Source organism: Pseudacidovorax sp. NFM-22 (assembly GCF_021401245.1).
GTDB lineage: Bacteria > Pseudomonadota > Gammaproteobacteria > Burkholderiales > Burkholderiaceae_C > Xenophilus.
In genome coordinates this window covers 57,195-77,698 of record NZ_JACBFY010000013.1, presented here as the reverse complement: position 1 = coordinate 77,698, position 20,504 = coordinate 57,195, and the positions used below count along the sequence as shown (strand labels likewise).

General features: G+C 69.7%; 13 protein-coding genes and 1 tRNA gene. 10 read left to right on the top strand and 4 right to left on the bottom strand.

Annotated features, from left to right (window positions below; all coding sequences use genetic code 11):
• The first annotated feature begins 13 nt into the window (after positions 1–13).
• From rpoC to L0984_RS29210, 10 genes are all read left to right on the top strand, one after another.
• The gene (gene rpoC, locus L0984_RS29255; protein ID WP_234197932.1) at positions 14–4,249 is read left to right on the top strand and encodes a DNA-directed RNA polymerase subunit beta'; all 4,236 of its coding nucleotides are present in this window, start codon (positions 14–16) and stop codon (positions 4,247–4,249) included.
• A gap of 139 nt (positions 4,250–4,388) precedes the next feature.
• Positions 4,389–4,943, top strand: a complete 555-nt coding sequence (locus tag L0984_RS29250) for a LemA family protein (protein ID WP_234197931.1) — start codon at positions 4,389–4,391, stop codon at positions 4,941–4,943.
• A 97-nt stretch (positions 4,944–5,040) separates the two neighbouring features.
• Complete coding sequence (gene rsmB / locus L0984_RS29245; RefSeq protein ID WP_234197930.1) at positions 5,041–6,399, top strand: 16S rRNA (cytosine(967)-C(5))-methyltransferase RsmB; 1,359 nt, start codon at positions 5,041–5,043, stop codon at positions 6,397–6,399.
• Positions 6,380–7,000, top strand: a complete 621-nt coding sequence (locus L0984_RS29240) for a DUF4390 domain-containing protein (RefSeq protein WP_234197929.1) — start codon at positions 6,380–6,382, stop codon at positions 6,998–7,000. Before rsmB ends, L0984_RS29240 begins: the two co-directional genes overlap by 20 nt.
• The gene (locus L0984_RS29235; RefSeq protein ID WP_234197928.1) at positions 6,997–9,309 is read left to right on the top strand and encodes a sensor histidine kinase; all 2,313 of its coding nucleotides are present in this window, start codon (positions 6,997–6,999) and stop codon (positions 9,307–9,309) included. Before L0984_RS29240 ends, L0984_RS29235 begins: the two co-directional genes overlap by 4 nt.
• A gap of 40 nt (positions 9,310–9,349) precedes the next feature.
• Positions 9,350–10,048, top strand: a complete 699-nt coding sequence (locus L0984_RS29230; RefSeq protein ID WP_234197927.1) for a response regulator — start codon at positions 9,350–9,352, stop codon at positions 10,046–10,048.
• A 42-nt stretch (positions 10,049–10,090) separates the two neighbouring features.
• Positions 10,091–10,166, top strand: a tRNA-Phe gene (locus L0984_RS29225).
• Between the two features lie 736 nt (positions 10,167–10,902).
• The gene (locus tag L0984_RS29220; protein WP_234197926.1) at positions 10,903–13,149 is read left to right on the top strand and encodes an ATP-binding protein; all 2,247 of its coding nucleotides are present in this window, start codon (positions 10,903–10,905) and stop codon (positions 13,147–13,149) included.
• Positions 13,142–13,600, top strand: coding sequence for a response regulator (locus L0984_RS29215; protein WP_017758603.1), 459 nt, complete (start codon positions 13,142–13,144; stop codon positions 13,598–13,600). Before L0984_RS29220 ends, L0984_RS29215 begins: the two co-directional genes overlap by 8 nt.
• The gene (locus L0984_RS29210) at positions 13,593–15,623 is read left to right on the top strand and encodes a hybrid sensor histidine kinase/response regulator (protein WP_234197925.1); all 2,031 of its coding nucleotides are present in this window, start codon (positions 13,593–13,595) and stop codon (positions 15,621–15,623) included. The genes L0984_RS29215 and L0984_RS29210 overlap by 8 nt, the downstream gene beginning before the upstream one ends.
• 151 nt (positions 15,624–15,774) lie before the next feature.
• Here L0984_RS29210 and L0984_RS29205 read toward each other — a convergent pair whose 3' ends face one another.
• Genes L0984_RS29205 through L0984_RS29190 form a run of 4 tightly spaced genes read right to left on the bottom strand, consistent with a single transcriptional unit; the run spans position 15,775 to position 20,421 of the window.
• Positions 15,775–16,719: a patatin-like phospholipase family protein gene (locus L0984_RS29205; protein ID WP_234197924.1), complete on the bottom strand. Its 945-nt coding sequence runs from the start codon at positions 16,717–16,719 to the stop codon at positions 15,775–15,777.
• Complete coding sequence (locus L0984_RS29200) at positions 16,719–17,966, bottom strand: phospholipase A (RefSeq protein ID WP_234197923.1); 1,248 nt, start codon at positions 17,964–17,966, stop codon at positions 16,719–16,721. The genes L0984_RS29205 and L0984_RS29200 overlap by 1 nt, the downstream gene beginning before the upstream one ends.
• Entirely contained in the window at positions 17,903–18,328 is a 426-nt protein-coding gene (locus tag L0984_RS29195) for a hypothetical protein (protein ID WP_234197922.1), read from the bottom strand. The genes L0984_RS29200 and L0984_RS29195 overlap by 64 nt, the downstream gene beginning before the upstream one ends.
• A 20-nt stretch (positions 18,329–18,348) precedes the next feature.
• Complete coding sequence (locus L0984_RS29190; RefSeq protein WP_234197921.1) at positions 18,349–20,421, bottom strand: ATP-dependent helicase; 2,073 nt, start codon at positions 20,419–20,421, stop codon at positions 18,349–18,351.
• Positions 20,422–20,504: the final 83 nt, after the last annotated feature.

Sequence of the window (20,504 nt, the reverse complement as noted above, 5' to 3'; positions counted from 1 at the left end):
GGGAAAGAGTCACATGAAATCGCTACTCGACCTGTTCAAGCAGTTCACGCCGGATGAGCATTTCGATGCCATCAAGATCGGCATGGCTTCGCCCGAGAAGATCCGTTCGTGGTCCTTCGGTGAGGTGAAGAAGCCCGAGACCATCAACTACCGCACCTTCAAGCCCGAGCGCGACGGCCTGTTCTGCGCCAAGATCTTCGGGCCCATCAAGGACTACGAGTGCCTGTGCGGCAAGTACAAGCGCCTGAAGCACCGCGGCGTCATCTGCGAGAAGTGCGGCGTCGAAGTCACGCAGACCAAGGTGCGCCGCGAGCGCATGGGCCACATCGACCTGGCCGCGCCCTGCGCACACATCTGGTTCCTGAAGTCGCTGCCGTCGCGTCTGGGCCTGGTGCTCGACATGACGCTGCGCGACATCGAGCGCGTGCTGTATTTCGAAGCCTATGTGATCGTCGATCCGGGCATGACCCCGCTGAAGAAGTTCGGCATCATGACCGAGGACGACTACGAGGCGAAGCGCACTGAATACGGTGACGAGTTCATCGCCAAGATGGGCGCCGAAGGCATCAAGGACCTGCTGCAGTCCATCGAGCTCGACACCGAGATCGAGCGCCTGCGCGGCGACCTGACCGGCTCCGAAGTCAAGGTCAAGAAGAACTCCAAGCGCCTGAAGGTGCTCGAGGCCTTCCGCAAGTCGGGCATCAAGCCCGAGTGGATGGTGCTGGATGTGCTGCCCGTGCTGCCGCCGGACCTGCGTCCGCTGGTGCCGCTGGACGGTGGCCGCTTCGCCACCTCCGACCTGAACGACCTGTACCGCCGCGTCATCAACCGCAACTCGCGTCTGCGCCGCCTGCTGGAGCTGAAGGCTCCGGAAATCATCGCGCGCAACGAGAAGCGGATGCTGCAGGAAGCCGTGGATTCGCTGCTGGACAACGGCCGCCGCGGCAAGGCCATGACGGGCGCCAACAAGCGCGCCCTCAAGTCGCTGGCCGACATGATCAAGGGCAAGAGCGGTCGTTTCCGCCAGAACCTGCTGGGCAAGCGCGTCGACTACTCGGGCCGTTCGGTCATCGTGGTGGGCCCGACGCTCAAGCTGCACCAGTGCGGCCTGCCCAAGCTGATGGCGCTCGAACTGTTCAAGCCCTTCATCTTCTCGCGCCTCGAAGCCATGGGCATCGCGACGACGATCAAGGCGGCCAAGAAGGAAGTCGAAGCCGGCACGCCGGTGGTGTGGGACATTCTGGAAGAGGTGATCAAGGAGCACCCCGTCCTGCTGAACCGCGCCCCCACGCTGCACCGCCTGGGCATCCAGGCCTTCGAGCCGATCCTGATCGAAGGCAAGGCCATCCAACTGCACCCGCTGGTCTGCGCCGCCTTCAACGCCGACTTCGACGGCGACCAGATGGCCGTCCACGTGCCGCTGTCGGTCGAGGCGCAGGTGGAAGCCCGCACGCTGATGCTGGCCTCCAACAACGTGCTGTTCCCGGCTTCGGGCGAGCCCTCCATCGTGCCTTCGCAGGACGTGGTGCTGGGCCTGTACTACACCACCCGCGACCGCATCAACGGCAAGGGCGAGGGCCTGATCTTCTCCGACATCGGTGAAGTGCAGCGCGCGCTGGACGCCGGCCAGGTCGAGCTCACCGCCAAGGTGGCGGTGCGCATCACCGAGTGGAACCGCAACAAGGACACCAACGAGTTCGAGCCCTCGACCTCCCTGGTGGACACGACCGTCGGCCGCGCGCTGCTGTCGGAGATCCTGCCCAAGGGCCTGCCCTTCAGCAACATCAACAAGGCGCTGAAGAAGAAGGAGATCTCCAAGCTGATCAACGCCTCCTTCCGCCGCTGCGGCCTGAAGGAGACGGTGGTCTTCGCCGACAAGCTGCTGCAGAACGGCTTCCGCCTCGCGACCAAGGCCGGCATCTCGATCGCCATCGACGACATGCTGGTGCCGCCGGAGAAGGAAAAGATCATCGACGACGCCTCGCGCGAGGTGAAGGAGATCGAGCAGCAGTACGTCTCGGGCCTGGTCACGGCCGGCGAGCGCTACAACAAGGTCGTGGACATCTGGGGCCGCGCGGGTGACGCCGTCTCCAAGGTGATGATGGCCCAGCTGTCCAAGCAGAAGGTCACCGACCGCCACGGCAAGGAAGTGGACCAGGAGTCCTTCAACTCCATCTACATGATGGCCGATTCGGGCGCGCGGGGTTCCGCCGCCCAGATCCGCCAGGTGGCCGGCATGCGGGGCCTGATGGCCAAGCCGGACGGCTCGATCATCGAGACGCCCATCACGGCCAACTTCCGCGAAGGCCTGAACGTGCTGGAGTACTTCATCTCCACGCACGGTGCCCGTAAGGGTCTGGCCGACACGGCCCTGAAGACGGCCAACTCGGGTTACCTGACCCGCCGTCTGGTGGACGTGACGCAGGATCTGGTCGTGACCGATCCGGATTGCGGCACCAGCGACGGCACCGCGATGCGCGCCATCGTGGAAGGCGGCGAAGTGATCGAGTCGCTGCGCGACCGAATCCTCGGCCGCACCACGGCCGACGACGTGCTGCATCCCGAAAACCGCAGCGTGCTGGTCAAGGCCGGCGAGATGCTGGACGAGGACGTCATCGAGGTGCTCGAAGCCGCCGGCGTGGACGAGGTGAAGGTGCGCACCGCGCTGACCTGCGCCACCCGCTACGGCCTGTGCGCCAAGTGCTACGGTCGCGACCTGGGCCGCGGCGGCCTGGTGAATATCGGCGAAGCGGTCGGCGTGATCGCCGCCCAGTCGATCGGCGAGCCCGGCACGCAGCTGACGATGCGGACCTTCCACATCGGCGGTGCCGCTTCGCGTGCTGCCATCGCCTCGAGCGTGGAAGCCAAGTCGAACGGCATCATCGGCTTCAACGCCACGATGCGCTACGTGACCAACTCCAAGGGCGAGCTGGTGGTGATTGCCCGTTCGGGCGAGATCATCATCCAGGACGAGCACGGCCGCGAGCGCGAGCGTCACAAGGTGCCGTATGGCGCGACGCTGACGATCAAGGCCGACCAGCAGATCAAGGCCGGCACGATCCTGGCCAACTGGGATCCGCTGACCCGACCCATCATCACGGAATTCGCCGGCCAGACGAAGTTCGAGAACGTGGAAGAGGGCGTCACCGTGGCCAAGCAGGTCGACGAAGTGACCGGCCTGTCCACGCTGGTGGTGATCGATCCGAAGCGCCGCGGCGCCGCCAAGGTGGTGCGTCCGCTGGTCAAGCTGCTCGACGCGCAGGGCCAGGAAGTCAAGATCCCGGGCACCGACCACTCGGTGGCCATCGGCTTCCAGGTGGGCGCGCTGATCCAGGTGCGCGACGGCCAGGACGTGGGCCCCGGCGAAGTGCTGGCCCGCATCCCGGTCGAAGGCCAGAAGACCCGTGACATCACGGGCGGTCTGCCCCGCGTGGCCGAGCTGTTCGAAGCCCGCTCGCCCAAGGACAAGGGCCTGCTGGCCGAGATGACCGGCACCATTTCCTTCGGCAAGGAGACCAAGGGCAAGATCCGCCTGCAGATCACCGATCCCGAAGGCAAGGTCTGGGAAGAGCTCGTGCCCAAGGAGAAGAACATCCTGGTGCACGAAGGCCAGGTGGTGAACAAGGGCGAAGTCGTGGTCGACGGCCCGGCCGATCCGCAGGACATCCTGCGCCTGCTGGGTTCCGAAGAGCTGGCCCGCTACATCGTGGACGAAGTCCAGGACGTGTACCGCCTGCAGGGTGTGAAGATCAACGACAAGCACATCGAGGTGATCGTTCGCCAGATGCTGCGCCGCGTCGTGGTCGAGAACGCCGGCGAGTCGGGCTACATCCAGGGTGAGCAGGTCGAGCGTTCGGAGATCCTCAACACCAACGAGCGTCTCCAGCGCGAAGGCAAGCTCCCGGCGGTCTACAGCAACCTGCTGCTGGGCATCACCAAGGCGTCGCTGTCCACCGACTCGTTCATCTCCGCGGCCTCCTTCCAGGAAACGACGCGCGTGCTGACCGAAGCGGCCATCATGGGCAAGCGCGACGAGCTGCGTGGCCTGAAGGAAAACGTCATCGTCGGCCGCCTGATCCCCGCAGGCACCGGTCTGGCGTACCACCAGGCCCGCAAGGCCAAGGAAGCCATGGACGAGGCCGAGCGCCGCGCCATCGCCGATGCGGAAGCCGCCGAACTGGCGGCGTCCACCTCGGACGAATCGGCCGACGCCACGGCCGACGCGGGCCAAGCCCCGGCTGGCGAATAAGCCGTGACGCGCATGGCCCGCAGGGCCATGCGCCTGCCGCGCAAGACGACCGCATCGCTTCCATGATCGCGTCCCGACGCCCTCCCGCCCTCATCGGCGCGAGGGCGTTTCTTCATTCACCGACCGCCGGGGGTTCGCCATGACCGGCTGGGCCAGTTCGCTGACCAGCTGGGGCGTGATCGCCATCGGCGTGTTCTGGTATGTCGGTGCCCACAACCGGCTCGTGCGCCTGCGTTCGACGGCCGTTCAGGCCTATGCGCAGCTCGATGCCGCGCTGATGGCGCAGGTACAGCATGTGCAGGCACTCCTCGCCCAGGCGCCGGTGTCTGCCGACGAAGTCCAGCGGGGCCTGGATGCCACGCTGCGTGGCGCCTGCGGACAGCTGGCGACCTCGCTGGGTGCGGCCCGGCTCCGGCCGCTGCATGCCCCCACCATGGCCGCGCTGGCGACCGCCGTGCGGGCCTGGGCGGCGGCTTGGCACCAGCATGCCCAGGCCGCGGGCCAGGCCCTGCCGGCCCTGCTGGCCGGCGATTTGCTTGCCGGCACGGCATGGCCGCTGCCGCCCACCCATGTCGAAGTGGCGCAGGCCCAGTTCAATGCCGCGGTGACGCAGTACAACGCGGCGGTCCGCCAGTTCCCGGCCATCCTGGTGGCCTGGCTGGCCCGCTTCAAGGTGGCGGCACCGCTGGCCTGACCCGTCTCGGGCGCAGGGCGCCGCCGTCTTCCGCCGGAGCGCTGCCTGGGCAGCGCACGGGCACCCATTACCATCGCCGTCTTCCTGTCCCACACCGATGTCCGTCGGAGATCCCATTTCCCCTTCCGCCCCTCTCGGGCCTCCGCTGTGGCGCCAGCTCCAGCTGGTGGCCGGCGTGCTCGCGGCCGTCCGTGGCGGCACGTCCGGCACGGCTGCGCTCGACGAGGTCGAGCCTGGCCTGCGCCCCGGCGTGCAGGCGATCGCCTTCCAGACCATGCGCTGGCTGGGCCGTGGCGAGGCGCTGCGGCGCCACTTGGCCAAGCGCACCCCGCCGCCGGCCGCGGACGCCCTGCTGTGCACGGCGCTGGCCCTGGCGTGGGACCCCGAGCGTGCACCTTACGAGCCGTTCACGCTGGTCGACCAGACCGTCGAAGCCGCCAAGCGCCAGCCCCACACCCGCGCGCAGGCCAGCTTCATCAATGCCTGCCTGCGCCGCTTCCTGCGCGAGCGCGACGAACTGGTCGCCGCCACCGAGCGGGAGCCCGTGGCCCAGTGGAACCATCCCCGTTGGTGGATCGAGCGGCTGCGCCGCGACCATCCCCAGGCCTGGCAGCGCGTGCTCATGGCCGACAACGGCCCGGCGCCCCTGACGCTGCGCATCAATGCAAGCAGGACCTCGGTCGCCCGCTACCTGCCCGCGTTGGCGGCCCTGCAACTGCCGGCCCGCAAGGTCGCGGAGCAGGGGCTGGAGCTGCGCGAGGCGCGCCCCGTCCAGCAACTGCCCGGCTTCGAGGCCGGCGAGTTCTCGGTGCAGGATGCGGCGGCCCAACTGGCCGCGCCGCTGCTGCTCGAAGGCCTCAAACCGGCCGGTCCGGCGCTGCATGTGCTCGACGCCTGCGCCGCGCCGGGCGGCAAGACGGCGCATCTGCTCGAACGGGCCGCCGCCGTGCCGGTCCAGGTCACGGCGCTGGAAATCGATCCGCAACGCGCCCGGCGCATCGACGAGAACTTGGCCCGGCTGGGCCTGCAGGCCGATGTCCGGGTGGCCGATGCGGCCCGTCCCGAAAGCTGGTGGGACGGACAACCCTACGACGGCATCCTGCTCGATGCCCCCTGCACGGCCTCGGGCATCGTGCGCCGCCATCCCGATGTGCGCTGGCTGCGCCGCGAGAGTGACGTGGAGCAACTGGCACTGCAGCAGGCGATGTTGCTGGCGGCGCTGTGGCCGCTAGTGCGGGTCGGCGGCCGGCTGCTGTATTGCACCTGTTCGGTGTTCCGTGAGGAAGGCTCGCGCCAGATCGACGCGTTTCTTGCACACAACACCAACGCCCGCCTGCTGCCGTCCCCCGGCCATTTGCTGCCCCAAGGTGGTGCTGGCCCCCGTGGCCTCCCGGACAATGCATTGGGTGAGCACGACGGATTCTTCTACGCGCTGCTTGAAAAGCACGCCTCCTGAGCCGGGGCGGCGGCAGCTGCTGGCGGGCGTGCTCGGGGCGGGCATGCTCGCCGTCGTGCCTGCCTTCGCCCAGCAGACGCGCGCCGAGCTCACGCAACTGCGCCTCGAGGCGACCGACGACGGCATCTACCTGAGCGCCGCGGTGCGCTTCGAGTTGCCGGCGGCGGTGTCCGACGTGCTGGACAAGGGCATCGCCCTGCATTTCGTGGCCGAGGCCGAGCTCTTCCGCGAACGCTGGTACTGGACCGACCAGCGCATCGGGCAGGCCACCCGCTACATGCGGCTCGCGTACCAGCCGCTGATGCGCCGCTGGCGCCTCAATGTGTCGCCCACGCCCATCACGCCGCTCGCGTCGAGCGTCGTGCTCGGGCAGCATTTCGACACCCTGGAGGAGGCCCTGGACGCGGTGCGCCGCATCGGCCGCCTGCGTCTGGCAGATGCCGGCGAGATCGGCGAGGGGGGCTCGCACCCGGTGGTGTTCCGCTTCCGGCTCGACACCTCCCAACTGCCCCGGCCCTTCCAGATCGGGCTGGTAGGCCAGTCCGAGTGGAACGTGTCTGTGGAGCGCAGCACGCGACTGCCGCTGGAGCCGGCGCGATGACGCAGACGCAGCCCGGCGGCCTGGGCAACGCGCCCCGCCGGCGCTCGCGCGCGCGGCGATGGGGCGTGGGGGTGGGAGCGGCCGCCATCACGGCGCTGGGCCTGGTGCTGATGTTCCTGCTGGCCCAGTCCACCAACAACCGCGCCCTCTACGAGCAGAACTATGCGCGGCTCTTTGCCGTCAACGTGGTCGTGGCCTCGCTGCTCATGCTGGTGCTGGTGTGGGTGGGCTTCCGCCTGACGCGCCGGCTCCGTCAGGGCAAGTTCGGCAGCCGCCTGCTGATCAAGCTCGCGGCGATCTTCGCGCTCGTCGGGGTGGTGCCCGGCATCCTGGTGTATGCCGTCTCCTACCAGTTCGTCGCCCGCTCCATCGAGAGCTGGTTCGACGTGAAGGTCGAGGGCGCACTCGATGCAGGCCTCAACCTCGGCCGGGCCACGCTCGATTCCCTGTCGGACGACTTGGCGGCCAAGGCCCGTACCGCGGGCAACCAGCTGGCCAACACGCCCGAGACGGCATTGCCCGTGGCGCTGGACCGGCTGCGCGAACAACTGGGCGCCAACAGCGTGCAGGTGTGGTCCTCCACCGGCCAACTGGTGGCCAGCGCGGGGTCGCTGCGCTTCGAGCTGAGTCCCGAGCGGCCCAGCCCGCAGCAGCTGCGGCAGGTGCGCGCCGACCGCGCCACGGCGCGCATCGAAGGGCTCGACGAGACCGCCGAGGCGGCTGCGACGGCATCGGCAGCGTCCTCGCGGGCGGTGGTCAAGGCCATGGCCCTGGTGCCACGACCCGGCTTCGAGCTGAACGAGCCGCGCTTCCTGCAGATCGTCCAGCCACTGCCGCCGGCCATCGTCGCCAACGCCCTGGCGGTGCAGGAGGCCAACCGCGAGTACCAGGAGCGCGCCCTGGCCCGCGACGGCCTGCGCCGCATGTACATCGGCACGCTCACGCTGTGCCTGTTCCTGGCCGTCTTCGGGGCCGTGCTGCTCGCGGTGCTCTTCGGCAACCAGCTGGCCCGGCCGTTGCTGGTGCTGGCCGAGGGCGTGCGCCAGGTGGCCGCCGGCGACCTGCGGCCGACACAGGTCTCGCGGGCGCGCGACGAGCTGGGCGGCCTCACCCGCTCCTTCGCCGAGATGACGCAGCAACTGGCCGAGGCGCGCGCGGCCGTCGAGCAGAGCATGAAGCAACTCGACGCGGCCCGTGCCAATCTGCAGACCATCCTCGACAACCTCACCTCGGGCGTCATCGTGCTGGACGTGGCCGGCACGGTGCTGTCGAGCAACCCGGGCGCCACCCGCGTGCTGCGGGCGCCGCTCGCAGCGTACGAAGGGCGCCCGCTGGCGGAGGTGCCGGGCCTGGCCGAATTCGGGCTGGCCGTACAGCGCCAGTTCGATGAACTCGAAGCCGATGCGCGCCAGCATGGCCTCGACCACTGGCAGCATGCCTACGAGCTGCACGCCATGGGCACGGGCGTGGAGCGCAACGCCGTCAACATCGTCGCCCGCGGCGCACAGCTGCCGGGAGCGGCCCGCCTGCTGGTGTTCGACGACATCTCCGAGATCGTCTCGGCGCAGCGCAGCCAGGCCTGGGGCGAGGTCGCACGCCGGCTGGCGCACGAGATCAAGAACCCGCTCACGCCCATCCAGCTGTCGGCCGAGCGGCTCGAACTCAAGCTCACCGGCAAGGTCGCGCCCCCCGAAGCGGCGGTGCTGCACAAGTCCGTGAGGACCATCGTCGAGCAGGTCGACGCGATGAAGCGGCTGGTGAACGAATTCCGCGACTACGCGCGGCTGCCCGCCGCCGAGCTCAAGCCGCTGGACCTCAATGCCCTGGTGACCGACGTGCTGCACCTGTACGCCGCCGAACATGCCGGCGTGCCGGTGCAGACGGAGCTGGACCCCCGCTGTCCGCCCATCCGCGGTGATGCGCAGCAGCTGCGCCAGGTGATCCACAACCTGCTCCAGAACGCGCAAGACGCCACCGAGGCTGCGCATCGCGCGTCGCCGGTGCTGCTGCGCACGCGGCTTGCCGACTCGGGCCAGCGGGTGCGCCTCGTGGTGCAGGACGGTGGCCACGGCTTCGCGGAGAACATCCTCCAGCGTGCCTTCGAGCCCTACGTGACGACCAAGAGCAAGGGCACCGGCCTGGGCCTGGCCGTGGTCAAGAAGATTGCCGACGAACATGGCGCGCGCATCGACCTGTCCAATCGCATGGTCGACGGCGCAGTGGCCGGTGCGCAAGTGTCGCTATCATTTGCCATCGCTGTCGCACCCTCGGGCGGCAACACGGCCTCCGCGGCCTCATCGCCTGCCTGAGCGCCGCAGGCCGCAGCAAGCAAGAGAACCCTTCGCATTCATGGCAAACATCCTGGTGGTCGACGACGAACTGGGCATTCGCGACCTGCTGTCCGAGATCCTCAACGACGAAGGGCATAACGTCGAACTGGCCGAAAACGCCTCCGCCGCCCGTGCAGCGCGGCAGCGCGAGCGTCCCGATCTGGTGCTGCTCGACATCTGGATGCCCGACACCGACGGCGTCACACTGCTCAAGGAATGGTCGGCGGCGGGCCTGCTCAACATGCCGGTGATCATGATGAGCGGCCATGCCACCATCGACACCGCCGTCGAGGCCACGCGCATCGGCGCCGCCGCCTTCCTCGAAAAGCCCATCACGCTGCAGAAGCTGCTCAAGGAGGTCGAGAAGGGCCTCATGCGCGACGAGGGGCGCCGCGCCGTCGCCTCGCCAGTGCAGCAGCCGGTGAGCGCCGTGCCGGCCAGCAGCCCGGTGGCAGCCGCCGTCCCTCCCATACTCGCGGTGCTGCATCCGGCGGCACCCGATCCGGGGCCCCAAGCCCGGCAGACCTTCGACCTGGACCGTCCCCTGCGGGAAGTGCGCGATGCCTTCGAGAAGGCCTACTTCGAGTTCCACCTTGCGATGGAGAGCGGCTCGATGACCCGCGTCGCCGAGAAGACCGGGCTGGAGCGGACCCATCTCTACAGAAAACTCAAACAATTGGGTGTGGACTTGTCCAAGGGGAAGAAACCTGCGCTATAATCTGAGGCTCGCCTGATGTTCAACGCATCAGGCGAGCCTCTAGGCCCGGTAGCTCAGTTGGTAGAGCAGCGGATTGAAAATCCGCGTGTCGGTGGTTCGATTCCGCCCCAGGCCACCAAATCCCAAGCCCCTGACCCCACCGGTCAGGGGCTTTTTTCATGCCGGCGCGCAGCCCGAACTGGAGGCCGAGGCCCTCACGCGCCGAGCGTGCTGGCGCCGAAGCCGTCGTCCGCGCATCCGGCCGTGCGGCGCGCGTCACGCAGGGCGGTCTGGGCCGTTCAACCGGTCGAAACGCGCAGTCCCGCACAGGGATCGCCTTGGGGTCGGGGTGTGTCCCATGCCGGTGTCCGGCGGCGCAGGCATACCGTGCGACTGCCCCAGTCGGGAGGACGCCTCGGGGCCCGAGGCGTATCCGGGGGGCAGCTGCTCGACAGGCGCTTCGACGTGGACGAACCGGCAGGGCGCAATCTTTCCTCCCTCGCCTTCTTCGGAAGGCATCGCCCTGCTTTTTCTGGCCTCCTTCGGGAGGCCTTTTTTTGGCCGTTGCCGCATCGCATCGCGGCCTGCGGCTGTTACCTGCAGGGCAGCCCGGCAAGTGCCCGCGCCCGGGGACGCGCCGCATGGGTCCTCCTCTTTCGGCTGACCACGACGGCGGCCTGGGCGTTCGGCCGCGTCTGTCCATGCGAAGTGACTGCCCAGCACGGCGCGCCGGGCGTGATGTTCCAGGAATCGCCGTCGCGTGTCGGCCTGTGCCTACAAGGCCACCCCGCAAAAGCTGAGAAGCTCCACCACCTTTTGTCCGCCCCCGATTCCCCGGTCTGCCACCTTCGCCGTGAGCGCGCCCATCCATCCGCATGACTTCGCCCCCTGCCTCTCCCGCGCTCACGCCAACCCCGGGTCCGGAGTCCGCCGACCTGGCGCGCTGCGAGGACGAGCCGATCCGCATTCCCGGGGCCATCCAGCCGCATGGCCGGTTGCTGGTGATCGACATCGCCACCGGCCGGCAGTCCGCATGGAGCGCCAATTGGCCGGAGCATGAGCGCCACGCGGCCGTGGCCGAGCTGCTGGCCCGCGGGCTGCAGGCCCTGCCGGAGCAGGCCTTCCCCGTGCCGCTGGGCAGCTTCGCGGTGGGCGAGGGCGGCCACATGCACGCCTCGGCCCATGCCCGCGATGGCCGGCTCATCGTGGAATTCGAGCCGCCGCAGGAAGAGCCCGCCCACGGAAGCACCTCCATCTACACGGTGGCACGCGCCTTCATGCCGCGGCTGCAGGCGGTGGACGACATCGAGGAGCTGGCCGTGCTGGCCGTCGCCGAGATGAAGCAGCTCAGCGGCTTCGGCCGCTGCCTGCTCTACCGCTTCGACGAGAACAACGACGGCCGCGTGCTGGCTGAACTGGCCGACGAGGGCTACGAGCGCTACACCGGCCACCATTTCCCTGCCTCCGACATCCCGGCGCAGGCGCGCGACCTGTACACGCTCAACCACTTCCGCATCATCCCCGACGCCAACTACACGCCGGTCCCGCTGATCGGCCCGGGCGACGAGCGGCCGGTGGACCTGTCGCAGTCGGGCCTGCGCAGCGTCTCCCCGGTGCACCTCGAGTACATGCGCAACATGGGCACGTTGGCGTCGATGTCGGTGTCGCTGGTGGTGCAGGGGCGCCTGTGGGGCCTGATCTCCTGCCACAACCACCAGCCGCGCCACCTGGCGCCCACCACGCGCCTGGCCTGCGAGCACCTGGGGCGGCTGGTGTCGCTGCAGATCCAGGCCAAGGAAAGCAATGCCTCGGCAGCCCAGCGGCTGGAACTGCGCAAGCTGATCCTGGAGATCGTCTCCCACCTCTCCGACAGCGATGCGAGCCTCCAGCGCCTGCTGGCCGAGCCCGCGCCGCTGCTGCGGCTGGCGCGCGCGGCCGGCGCGGCCGTGGTGCTGGACGACGAGGTCTGGACCACCGGCGAGACGCCGCCCAAGTCCGAGGTGCTGGCCTTGGCCAGCTGGATCGCCGGCCTCGAAGAGCCCGTCTACGCCAACGACGCCCTGAGCCCGCACACGGTGCCGTCCTGGGCGGCGGGGCAGGAGGTCGCCGGCTGCCTGGCGGTGTCGATCTCGCAGGTGCACCGCCACCTGGTGCTGTGGTTCCGGCCCGAGCATGTGCGCACCATCACCTGGGCAGGCGACCCGCGCAAGGAAGTGCGGCCGGAGGACGGCCGCATCCATCCGCGGCGCAGCTTCTCCAGCTGGGCGCAGAAGATCCGCGGCCGCAGCCGGCCCTGGACGGCGGAGGAGCGCGCCGCGGCCGACGAACTGCGCCAGGCCCTCATCGGCATCGTGCTGCGGCGCGCCGAGGAGATGGCCGCGGTGGCCACGGAGCTCAGCCGCGTCAACCGCGAGCTGGAGGCCTTCTCGTACACCGTCTCGCACGACCTGCGCGCGCCCATGCGCCACATTGCGGGCTTCGTGGACCTGGTGGTGGACATGGAAGGCCGTCAGCTGTCGGAGCGCGCGCTGCGCTACCTCTCCAACGTCAAGGATGCGGCGGCCTTCGCGGGCGAACTGGTCGACGCGCTGCTCGACTTCTCGCGCATGGGTCGCACGGCGCTCAAGCTGCGGCCGGTCAAGATGGCGGATCTGATCGAGGGGCTGATCCACGAGCTCTCGCGCGCCGATGCCGCCCGGGGCGTGCAGTGGAAGGTGGACGCCCCCTTGCCCGTGCTGGAGGCCGACCCGCTGCTGCTGCAGGTGGCCACCCGCAACCTGCTGGCCAATGCGCTCAAGTACACCCGCGATGCCAGCCCGGCGGTGATCCAGGTGCGTGCCATCCGCGAGGCGGACGGCTGCGGCATCGAGGTCGAGGACAATGGCGTCGGCTTCGAGATGAAGTACGCGGGCAAGCTCTTTGGCGTGTTCCAGCGCCTGCACGCCGCGGAGGAATTCGAGGGCACCGGCATCGGCCTGGCCAACGTCAAGCGCATCGTCGAGCGCCATGGCGGACGTGTCTGGGCGCATGGCGAACCCGGACGCGGCGCCCGCTTCGGTTTCGTGCTTCCCCCCACACCCCCCCATCCTGCGTCGGACACGCACGGAGAACTGCATGCTTAAGCCCATCTTGCTGGTCGAGGACGACAAGCGGGACCTCGAACTCACCCTGATGGCGCTCGAACGCAGCCAGTTGGCCAACGAGGTGATCACCGTGCGCGACGGCGCCCAGGCGCTGGCCTACCTCAACCAGGAAGGCGAGTTCGCCGACCGCGGCACGGGCAACCCGGCCGTGATCCTGCTGGACCTCAAGCTGCCCAAGGTGGACGGCCTGGAAGTGCTCGAACAGGTGCGCGCCAACCCCAGCCTGCGCAGCGTGCCGGTGGTGATGCTCACCTCCTCGCAGCAGGAATCCGACGTGCTGCGCAGCTACGAGCTGGGCGTGAATGCCTACGTGGTCAAGCCGGTGGACTTCAAGCAGTTCGTCTCGGCCATCGCCGACCTGGGCGTGTTCTGGGCGGTGCTCAACGAGCCGCCGCCCGGCTCGGTCAAGACCTCGCGCCGCTATGAGTGAACGGCCGGCCGCCGGCGCGGGCCTCGCCGCCCGGTCCCCCGCGGTGGGCGGCGGCGTGGCGCCCTTGCGGGTGCTGATGCTGGAAGACTCGGTCTTCGACGCCGAACTGCTGACCGAGGCGCTGCTGCGGGCCTATCCGCAGGCGCAAATCAAGACGGTGCGCGACGAGGCGGGCTACATCGCGGCGCTGCGGCAGGCGCGCTTCGAGCTCATCCTGTCCGACTTCGAGCTGCCCGGCTATTCGGGCCAGCAGGCCCTGGAGTTGGCGCGCAGCCTGGCGCCGCAGGTGCCCTTCGTCTTCGTCTCGGGCGTGATCGGCGAGGACAACGCCGTCGAGCTGCTGCGCCAGGGCGCCACCGACTATGTGAGCAAGGGTCGCCTCTCGCGCCTGCCCATGGTGGTGGACCGCGCGCTGCGCGAGGTGGCCGTGCGCGACGGGCGGGTGCGTGCCGAGCGTGCGCTGCAGGACAACGACCTGCTCTTCGGCCGCCTGGTCGATTCGCTGGCGGACTATGCGGTGGTGCTGCTCGACGCCCAGGCGCGCGTGCTGCGCTGGAACCTGGGCGCCCGGCAGATCTTCGGTGCCGCCGAGTCCGAGGCCCTGGGCCGCGGCCTGCATGAATTCCTCACCAGCCGCGAAGGGCCGCAGCCCATGGAATGGCTGCATGCCAGCTGCGCCGGCGGCAGTTTCAACGCGCAGCTGTGGCTTCAGCCCCTGCACGGCGAGCCCTGCTGGGCCGACGTGGTCGTGGCCTGCCTGGATGCCCAGGCCTCGGCCGCGGCGCCGCCCGTGGCCACCAGCCGCGTGCGCTATTGCCTGATCATCCGCGACCGCACCGCCGAGCACCGCAATGCCGAAGCCCTGCGTGCCGCCGTGGCCCGGGCCGAAGCGGCGCAGGAAGAAATGGCCCGCGCCAACGAGGCCAAGGATCGCTTCCTGGCCATCGTGTCGCACGAGCTGCGCAATCCGCTGGCGGCGGTCTCCTTCGCCGCCCAGCTGCTGCAGCGCCTGGCCACCGTGCCCGAGCGCCACAAGGACCTGATCCCCGGCATCCGTCGCAACGTCGAGCTGGAGGCGCGCCTCATCGACGACCTGCTGGACGTCTCCACCATCACCAGCGGCAAGCTGAGCCTGCGGGCCGACCGGCTGGACGCGGCATCGCTGCCCGCCGAGGTGGGCGAGATGATGCGCGGCGCGCTGGCCGACAAGAAGCTCAAGCTCAGCGTGCGGGGCGTGGCCGAGGGGGCCTGGGTGCGGGCCGATGCGGCGCGCATCAAGCAGGTGATCGCCAACCTGCTGCGCAACGCCATCAAGTTCAGTCCGGCCGGCGCCACCATCCGGCTGGAGTCCGAGGTGAATGACGGGCATTTCGTCGTGCGCGTGGTCGACCACGGCATCGGCATCGCGCCCGACGCGCTGGAGCGCATCTTCAAGGCCTTCGAGCAGGCCGACCGCGAGGTCGCACGCCAGTTCGGCGGGCTGGGCCTGGGCCTGGCCATCGCGCGGCACCTGGTCATCGAGCATGGGGGCATGCTCACCGCCACCAGCGCCGGCCCCGGCCAGGGCGCCACCTTCGAGATGCGCCTGCCGCTGGCCGACCGCGAGGAGACCCAGCCCCTGCGTGCCGCGCCCAGCCTGCCGCCGCCCCCCGCCGCCGCCGCGCAGGGCGCCCGCGTGCTGATGGTGGAGGACAACCGCCAGGCCGCGGAGCTGCTGATGCTCTTCCTGCAGGACTATGGCTACGCCATCACCCACGCCGCCACGGTGGCCGAGGGCCTGGCCTGCGCGGCGCAGAATGAATTCGACATCGTGCTGACCGACCTGGGCCTGCCCGACGGCAGCGGCGTGGAGATCGGCCGCGCCCTCGGTGCCCGTCTGCCCGTGGTGGCACTGAGCGGCTATGGCAGCCCGATCGACCGCCAGCGCACGCAGGCGGCCGGCTTCGCGGCGCACCTGGTCAAGCCGGCGGACCCGGAGGCGGTGCACGAGACGCTGCAGGCCGCGTTGCGCCGCACCGCCTGAGCGGCCACGTCACGCCGCGCCGCGCGGTCAGGCGTGGATCGGGAGCGTGATCGACTGCGCCGCCAGGCCAGGCCTGACCCGGTGTGGCCAAGCCGGGCGTGGACGGAACGGCATTGTCCGGCCCTCGGCCTGCCCCGTCCTCCGGCGTCGGTCAGCCCTGGACGGTCACCGGCGGCAGGCTGCCGCCGTCCTTGAGCGGCACCGCCAAGTCGGCCAGCAGCGGCAGCACCTGCTGGGCCGCGCGCTCGCCCTCGGCGATGGCGGCGGCGGCACGGTGGAAGTCCATCGCCGCGATGTCCGACAGGCGCGGGCGCACGAGCACGTCGGCGGGCTCGCCCGCCATGCGGCTCTGGGTGATGCGCACCTGCATGATGTTGAGGCTGGTGCCCAGCACGTCCAGCAGCGAGGGCATCTCCGTCCCGCTGCCGGCGGGTGCACGCGGCGCCGGCCGCAGCTTGCCCAGCACCGTCGCCAGCACGCCGGCCTTGGGCAGCTCGGCCACGGCCGTCCCGTCGGTGGAGGCGGTGCGGTTGCGCCGGCCGATCAGGTCCCAGTTCAGGTCCACGGCGATCACCAGGTCGGCGCCCATGGCGCGGCACAGCGACACCGGGATCGGGTTGACCAGCCCGCCGTCCACCAGCAGGCGGTCCTCCTGCTGGGTCGGCGTGAACAGGCCCGGCAGGGCCATCGAGGCACGCACCGCATCGATCACCGGCCCTTCGCGCAGCCACACCTCGCGGCCGGTGGCCAACTCGGTGGCCACGCAGCCGAAGGCCTTGGGCAGGTCGGCGAAGTCGGGGTCCTGCGAATGCTCGCGGAAGAACCGGAGCAGCTTGCCGCCTTCGATCAGGCCGCCGCCCATCTTGAGGTCCAGCATGGCGACCGTGCCCGACCAGGTGAGCTTGCGCACCCAGTCTTCGAGCCAGTCGAGCCGGCCGGCCGCATAGATGGCACCCACCAGTGCGCCGATGGAGGTGCCGCAGACCACGTCGGGCGCGTAGCCGGCCTCTTCCAGCGTGCGGATCACCCCGATGTGCGACCAGCCCCGCGCCGAGCCACTGCCCAGCGCCAGGCCGATGCGGGACCGCCGCGGCATCAGAAGTCCACGAGGCTCAGGCCGACGGACAGGACGGTGCGCTTGCGGTTGTAGTCCACCAGCGTGTCGCCGTAGCCGTGGAACAGCTGCACATGGAAGCGCAGGTCGCTCTTGGCCGGATCACCGATGGCGCGCAGCCATTCGAGCCGCACCGAGCCCTTGCCGCTGCCGCCGATGAGTCCGCGTGCGGTGCCGCGCAGCGTGTTGACCGGGTCCACGTTCCAGGTGCCGATGATCTCGCTGTGGCCCAGGTAGTTGGTGATGTCCGGGTTGTCGTCGTCGGCCGCGCTTTCGTGCACGCGGTGCCACACGCGGGCGGTGATGGCGAAGCGGTTGTCCAGCTCCACCCCGCCCATCAGGTAGACGCGGTTCCAGCTGCGCGACAGCGGCAGGCTCTGACCGTTGGACTGGTGCACCAGCCCCAGGCCCGCATAGCGCCAGCGCCAGCCGCCGGGCAGGCTCAGGTCCAGCGGGTAGGCGTACATGAGCTCGGGCTCATGGTCCGTGGTGCGGAAGGGCCGCGACAGGTCCGAGTTGAAGACCTGCCAGGTCGACTGCTGCGTGTAGCCGAACCAGAGCGAGTCGCGGCGCAGTGGGTCGCCACGCGTGAGCAGGCCCTCGGCCAGCTTGGTGCGCACCGAAAGCCCGATGCGCATCTCGCTGGGCTGGTAGGCCATGGCCGTGCCGGTGTGCCCCTCGGCGGGCGAGGTGGGCGTTTGCGGCCGGCCGTCGGCCGTGGAGATCGACACGTTCAGCGGCCGGTAGCCGCGGAAGGTGAAGGTGCCGCAGCTGCTGCCTTCCTCCAGCTCCCAGAAGCGCGAGAGCGCGGAGTACTGGCGGTCGCGGCAGCCTTCGGTGTCGGCCACGGCGATCACGCGCGTGGCGGGCTGGGCCACGTCCACGGGCTTGTCCACGGCCGGTGCGTCCGGCGGCTGCGCAGAGGCGAGCGCGGGCGGGGCCGGTGGCAGCGTGGCGGCCGGTGTCTGCTGCTGCAGGGCCCAGCGGTCGAAGCAGGCCAGCCGGGCGGCGTTGTCGGCGGAAAGGCGCGCGCACTGCTGCCAGGTGAGTTGGGCGTCCGCCAGCGGGCTGGGCGGAAGGCCCGGGGCGGGGGCGGCCTGTGCCAGCGCGCGTGTCTGGGCCTGGACTGCGAAAGGGCTGGCCAGGGCGGCCAGCGTCAGGAAGCTCAGGGTGAGGGGCGTTTGCGCAGAACGACGGGCACGCTCTGCTCGGTGGCGGTGTTGCGCCATGTTCCAGTGAACTCCTTGCCGCACGAGGCGGGCTGCAGGTCTGTGGTCCAGACCGCGCTGATCGTGCGGCCGTCCCGGGATTCGTCGAGGCTGAACTGGCCGTCGGCATTGATGTCGCCGGCCAGCTGGGCCAGCGGGGAGCCGGCCCTGGCGATGGTGCCACGCACGCTGCCGGCGTATTCCGGATGCGGGCGCAATTCGACGTCAGCGGGCGCCGCGTCGTTCTGGAAGCGCGCATCCCACCAGCCATAGAGGTCCGAGGGCTTCATGTCGCTGGCCGTGGCCGGACAGCCGGGCGGCACGCGGGTGCCCGCGCAGCCGGCGGCGGCCAGCGCGATCAGCAGAGGGGGCAGCAGGCGCATCGCGGCTCCTTGGGGCGGTATCAGTTCGAGGGCTCGGCGGCCGAGGCGGCCGCGGCGGCGCGGCGCGCGAACTCGGCGCGCAGGGCCTTGAGCTTCTCGCGCGGGTCTTCCTTGGCGGTGGTCTTGTCCAGCGCCATCTCGGCGATGAAGCGGCTGGGCGCGGCCTGCACCATCTCGCGGCCCTTCTTGCGGCGCTTCATCCAGCTCACGGCCAGCGTGCGCTGGGCGCGGGTGATGCCCACGTACATCAGGCGGCGCTCTTCCTGCAGGCGCTCGGCGATGTTCTCCGTGACCTTCTCCTGCCGGCCTTCGTCGTCGTCCAGCTTGAAGGGCAGCAGGCCCTCGTTCACGCCGACCAGCATCACGTGCGGCCACTCCAGGCCTTTGGACGCATGCAGCGTGGAGAGGGTCAGCACGTTCTGGTCCTGCTCGCGCTCGCTGATGGTGGACAGCAGCGAGATGGTCTGCGCGACTTCCAGCAGGCTCTTGGCCTCGGGGCCGGTGGTGGCGCCCGAGGCGTCCTCCACCTGGCCGCCGCAGCGCTGCGACATCCAGTCGCAGAACTCCAGCACGTTGGTCCAGCGGCTGGCCGCGGCCTGCTCGCTGTCCTCGCCGTCGTAGAGGTGCTTCTCGTACTCGATGTCCTTGAGCCAGTCCATCAGGAAGGCCCGTGCGCCCTCGGCGCCGACGGTGTGGCGGGCGCGGTATTCGAGGTCGTTGATGTAGCGGCCGAACTCGTGCAGCCCCTCGATGCCGCGCCTGGGCACGGCGCTGGGCAGCGAGGGCGAGAACAGCGCCTCGAACAGGCTGATCTTGTACTGGCTGGCGAACACGCCCAGCTGCTGCAGCGTGGTGTGGCCGATGCCGCGCTTGGGCGTGGTCACCGCGCGCAGGAAGGCCGGGTCGTCGTCGTTGTTGACCCACAGCCGGAACCAGCCGCACAGGTCCTTGATCTCGGCACGGTCGAAGAAGCTCTGGCCGCCCGACACCTTGTAGGGAATGTTGGCGCGGCGCAGCGCCTGCTCGAAGATGCGCGCCTGGTGGTTGGCGCGGTAGAGGATGGCGAAGTCGCGCCATTCCTTGTGCGTGGAGCTTTCGCGCAGGCCCTGGATGCGGGCCACGGTGCGCTCGGCCTCGTGCTGCTCGTTGTCGCAGTCCACCACACGCACCGGCTCGCCCTCGCCCAGCTCGCTGAACAGCGTCTTGGGAAAGAGCTTGGGGTTGGGCCCGATCACGTTGTTGGCCGCGCGCAGGATGGCGCTGGTGGAGCGGTAGTTCTGCTCCAGCTTGATGACCTTGAGCTGCGGATAGTCGATCGGCAGCTTCTTGAGGTTGTCCAGCGTGGCGCCGCGCCAGCCGTAGATGGACTGGTCGTCGTCGCCCACGGCGGTGAAGCGGCCCCGCTCGCCGGCCAGCAGCTTGAGCACCTCGTACTGCGTGGCGTTGGTGTCCTGGTATTCGTCCACCAGGATGTGGCCCAGCAGCTTCTGCCACTTCTCGCGCACCGCCTCGTGCTTGTGCAGCAGCTGCAGCGGCATGCCGATCAGGTCGTCGAAGTCCACGCTCTGGTAGGCCGTGAGGCGCTCCTCGTAGCGGGCCATGATCTTCGCGGTGATGCGCTCGTTGTCGTCCACCGCCTGAGCCTCGGCCTCGGCCGAGTTGAGGCCCATGTTCTTCCACTTGCTGATCGTCCACTGCCAGGTGCGGGCGGTGGCCGTGTCGGTGGTGCCGCCAGCGTCCTTGAGGATCTTGGTGACGTCGTCCGCGTCCAGGATGCTGAACTGCGGCTTGAGGCCGAGCACGCCGCCGTCCTCGCGCATCATGCGCACGCCCAGGGCGTGGAAGGTGCACACCACCACCTGCTTGGCGTCGCGGCCGATCAGGCCCTTGGCCCGCTCGCGCATCTCGGCCGCCGCCTTGTTGGTGAAGGTGATGGCCGCGATGCGCTTGGGCTCCAGCCCGGCCTGGATCAGGCGTGCGATCTTGTGGGTGATCACCCGCGTCTTGCCCGAACCCGCGCCGGCGAGCACCAGGCAGGGCCCGTGGAGGTAGTTGACCGCTTCCTGCTGGGCGAGATTGAGGCCGGAGGACATGGCGAGAGGGGGGAGGGCTGCACGCGCCGCGACGCTGGATCGGCCGGACGCAAAAGCGCGCAATGATACTGGCGGGGGGCCAG

Excerpts from the sequence above, each read along its gene's own strand:
- rpoC (WP_234197932.1), top strand. The coding sequence starts at position 14 with ATGAAATCGCTACTCGACCTGTTCAAGCAGTTCACGCCGGATGAGCAT.
- L0984_RS29250 (WP_234197931.1), top strand. The coding sequence starts at position 4,389 with ATGACCGGCTGGGCCAGTTCGCTGACCAGCTGGGGCGTGATCGCCATC.
- rsmB (WP_234197930.1), top strand. The coding sequence starts at position 5,041 with ATGTCCGTCGGAGATCCCATTTCCCCTTCCGCCCCTCTCGGGCCTCCG.
- L0984_RS29235 (WP_234197928.1), top strand. The coding sequence starts at position 6,997 with ATGACGCAGACGCAGCCCGGCGGCCTGGGCAACGCGCCCCGCCGGCGC.
- L0984_RS29230 (WP_234197927.1), top strand. The coding sequence starts at position 9,350 with ATGGCAAACATCCTGGTGGTCGACGACGAACTGGGCATTCGCGACCTG.
- L0984_RS29220 (WP_234197926.1), top strand. The coding sequence starts at position 10,903 with ATGACTTCGCCCCCTGCCTCTCCCGCGCTCACGCCAACCCCGGGTCCG.
- L0984_RS29215 (WP_017758603.1), top strand. The coding sequence starts at position 13,142 with ATGCTTAAGCCCATCTTGCTGGTCGAGGACGACAAGCGGGACCTCGAA.
- L0984_RS29210 (WP_234197925.1), top strand. The coding sequence starts at position 13,593 with ATGAGTGAACGGCCGGCCGCCGGCGCGGGCCTCGCCGCCCGGTCCCCC.
- L0984_RS29205 (WP_234197924.1), bottom strand. The coding sequence starts at position 16,719 with ATGCCGCGGCGGTCCCGCATCGGCCTGGCGCTGGGCAGTGGCTCGGCG.
- L0984_RS29200 (WP_234197923.1), bottom strand. The coding sequence starts at position 17,966 with ATGGCGCAACACCGCCACCGAGCAGAGCGTGCCCGTCGTTCTGCGCAA.
- L0984_RS29195 (WP_234197922.1), bottom strand. The coding sequence starts at position 18,328 with ATGCGCCTGCTGCCCCCTCTGCTGATCGCGCTGGCCGCCGCCGGCTGC.
- L0984_RS29190 (WP_234197921.1), bottom strand. The coding sequence starts at position 20,421 with ATGTCCTCCGGCCTCAATCTCGCCCAGCAGGAAGCGGTCAACTACCTC.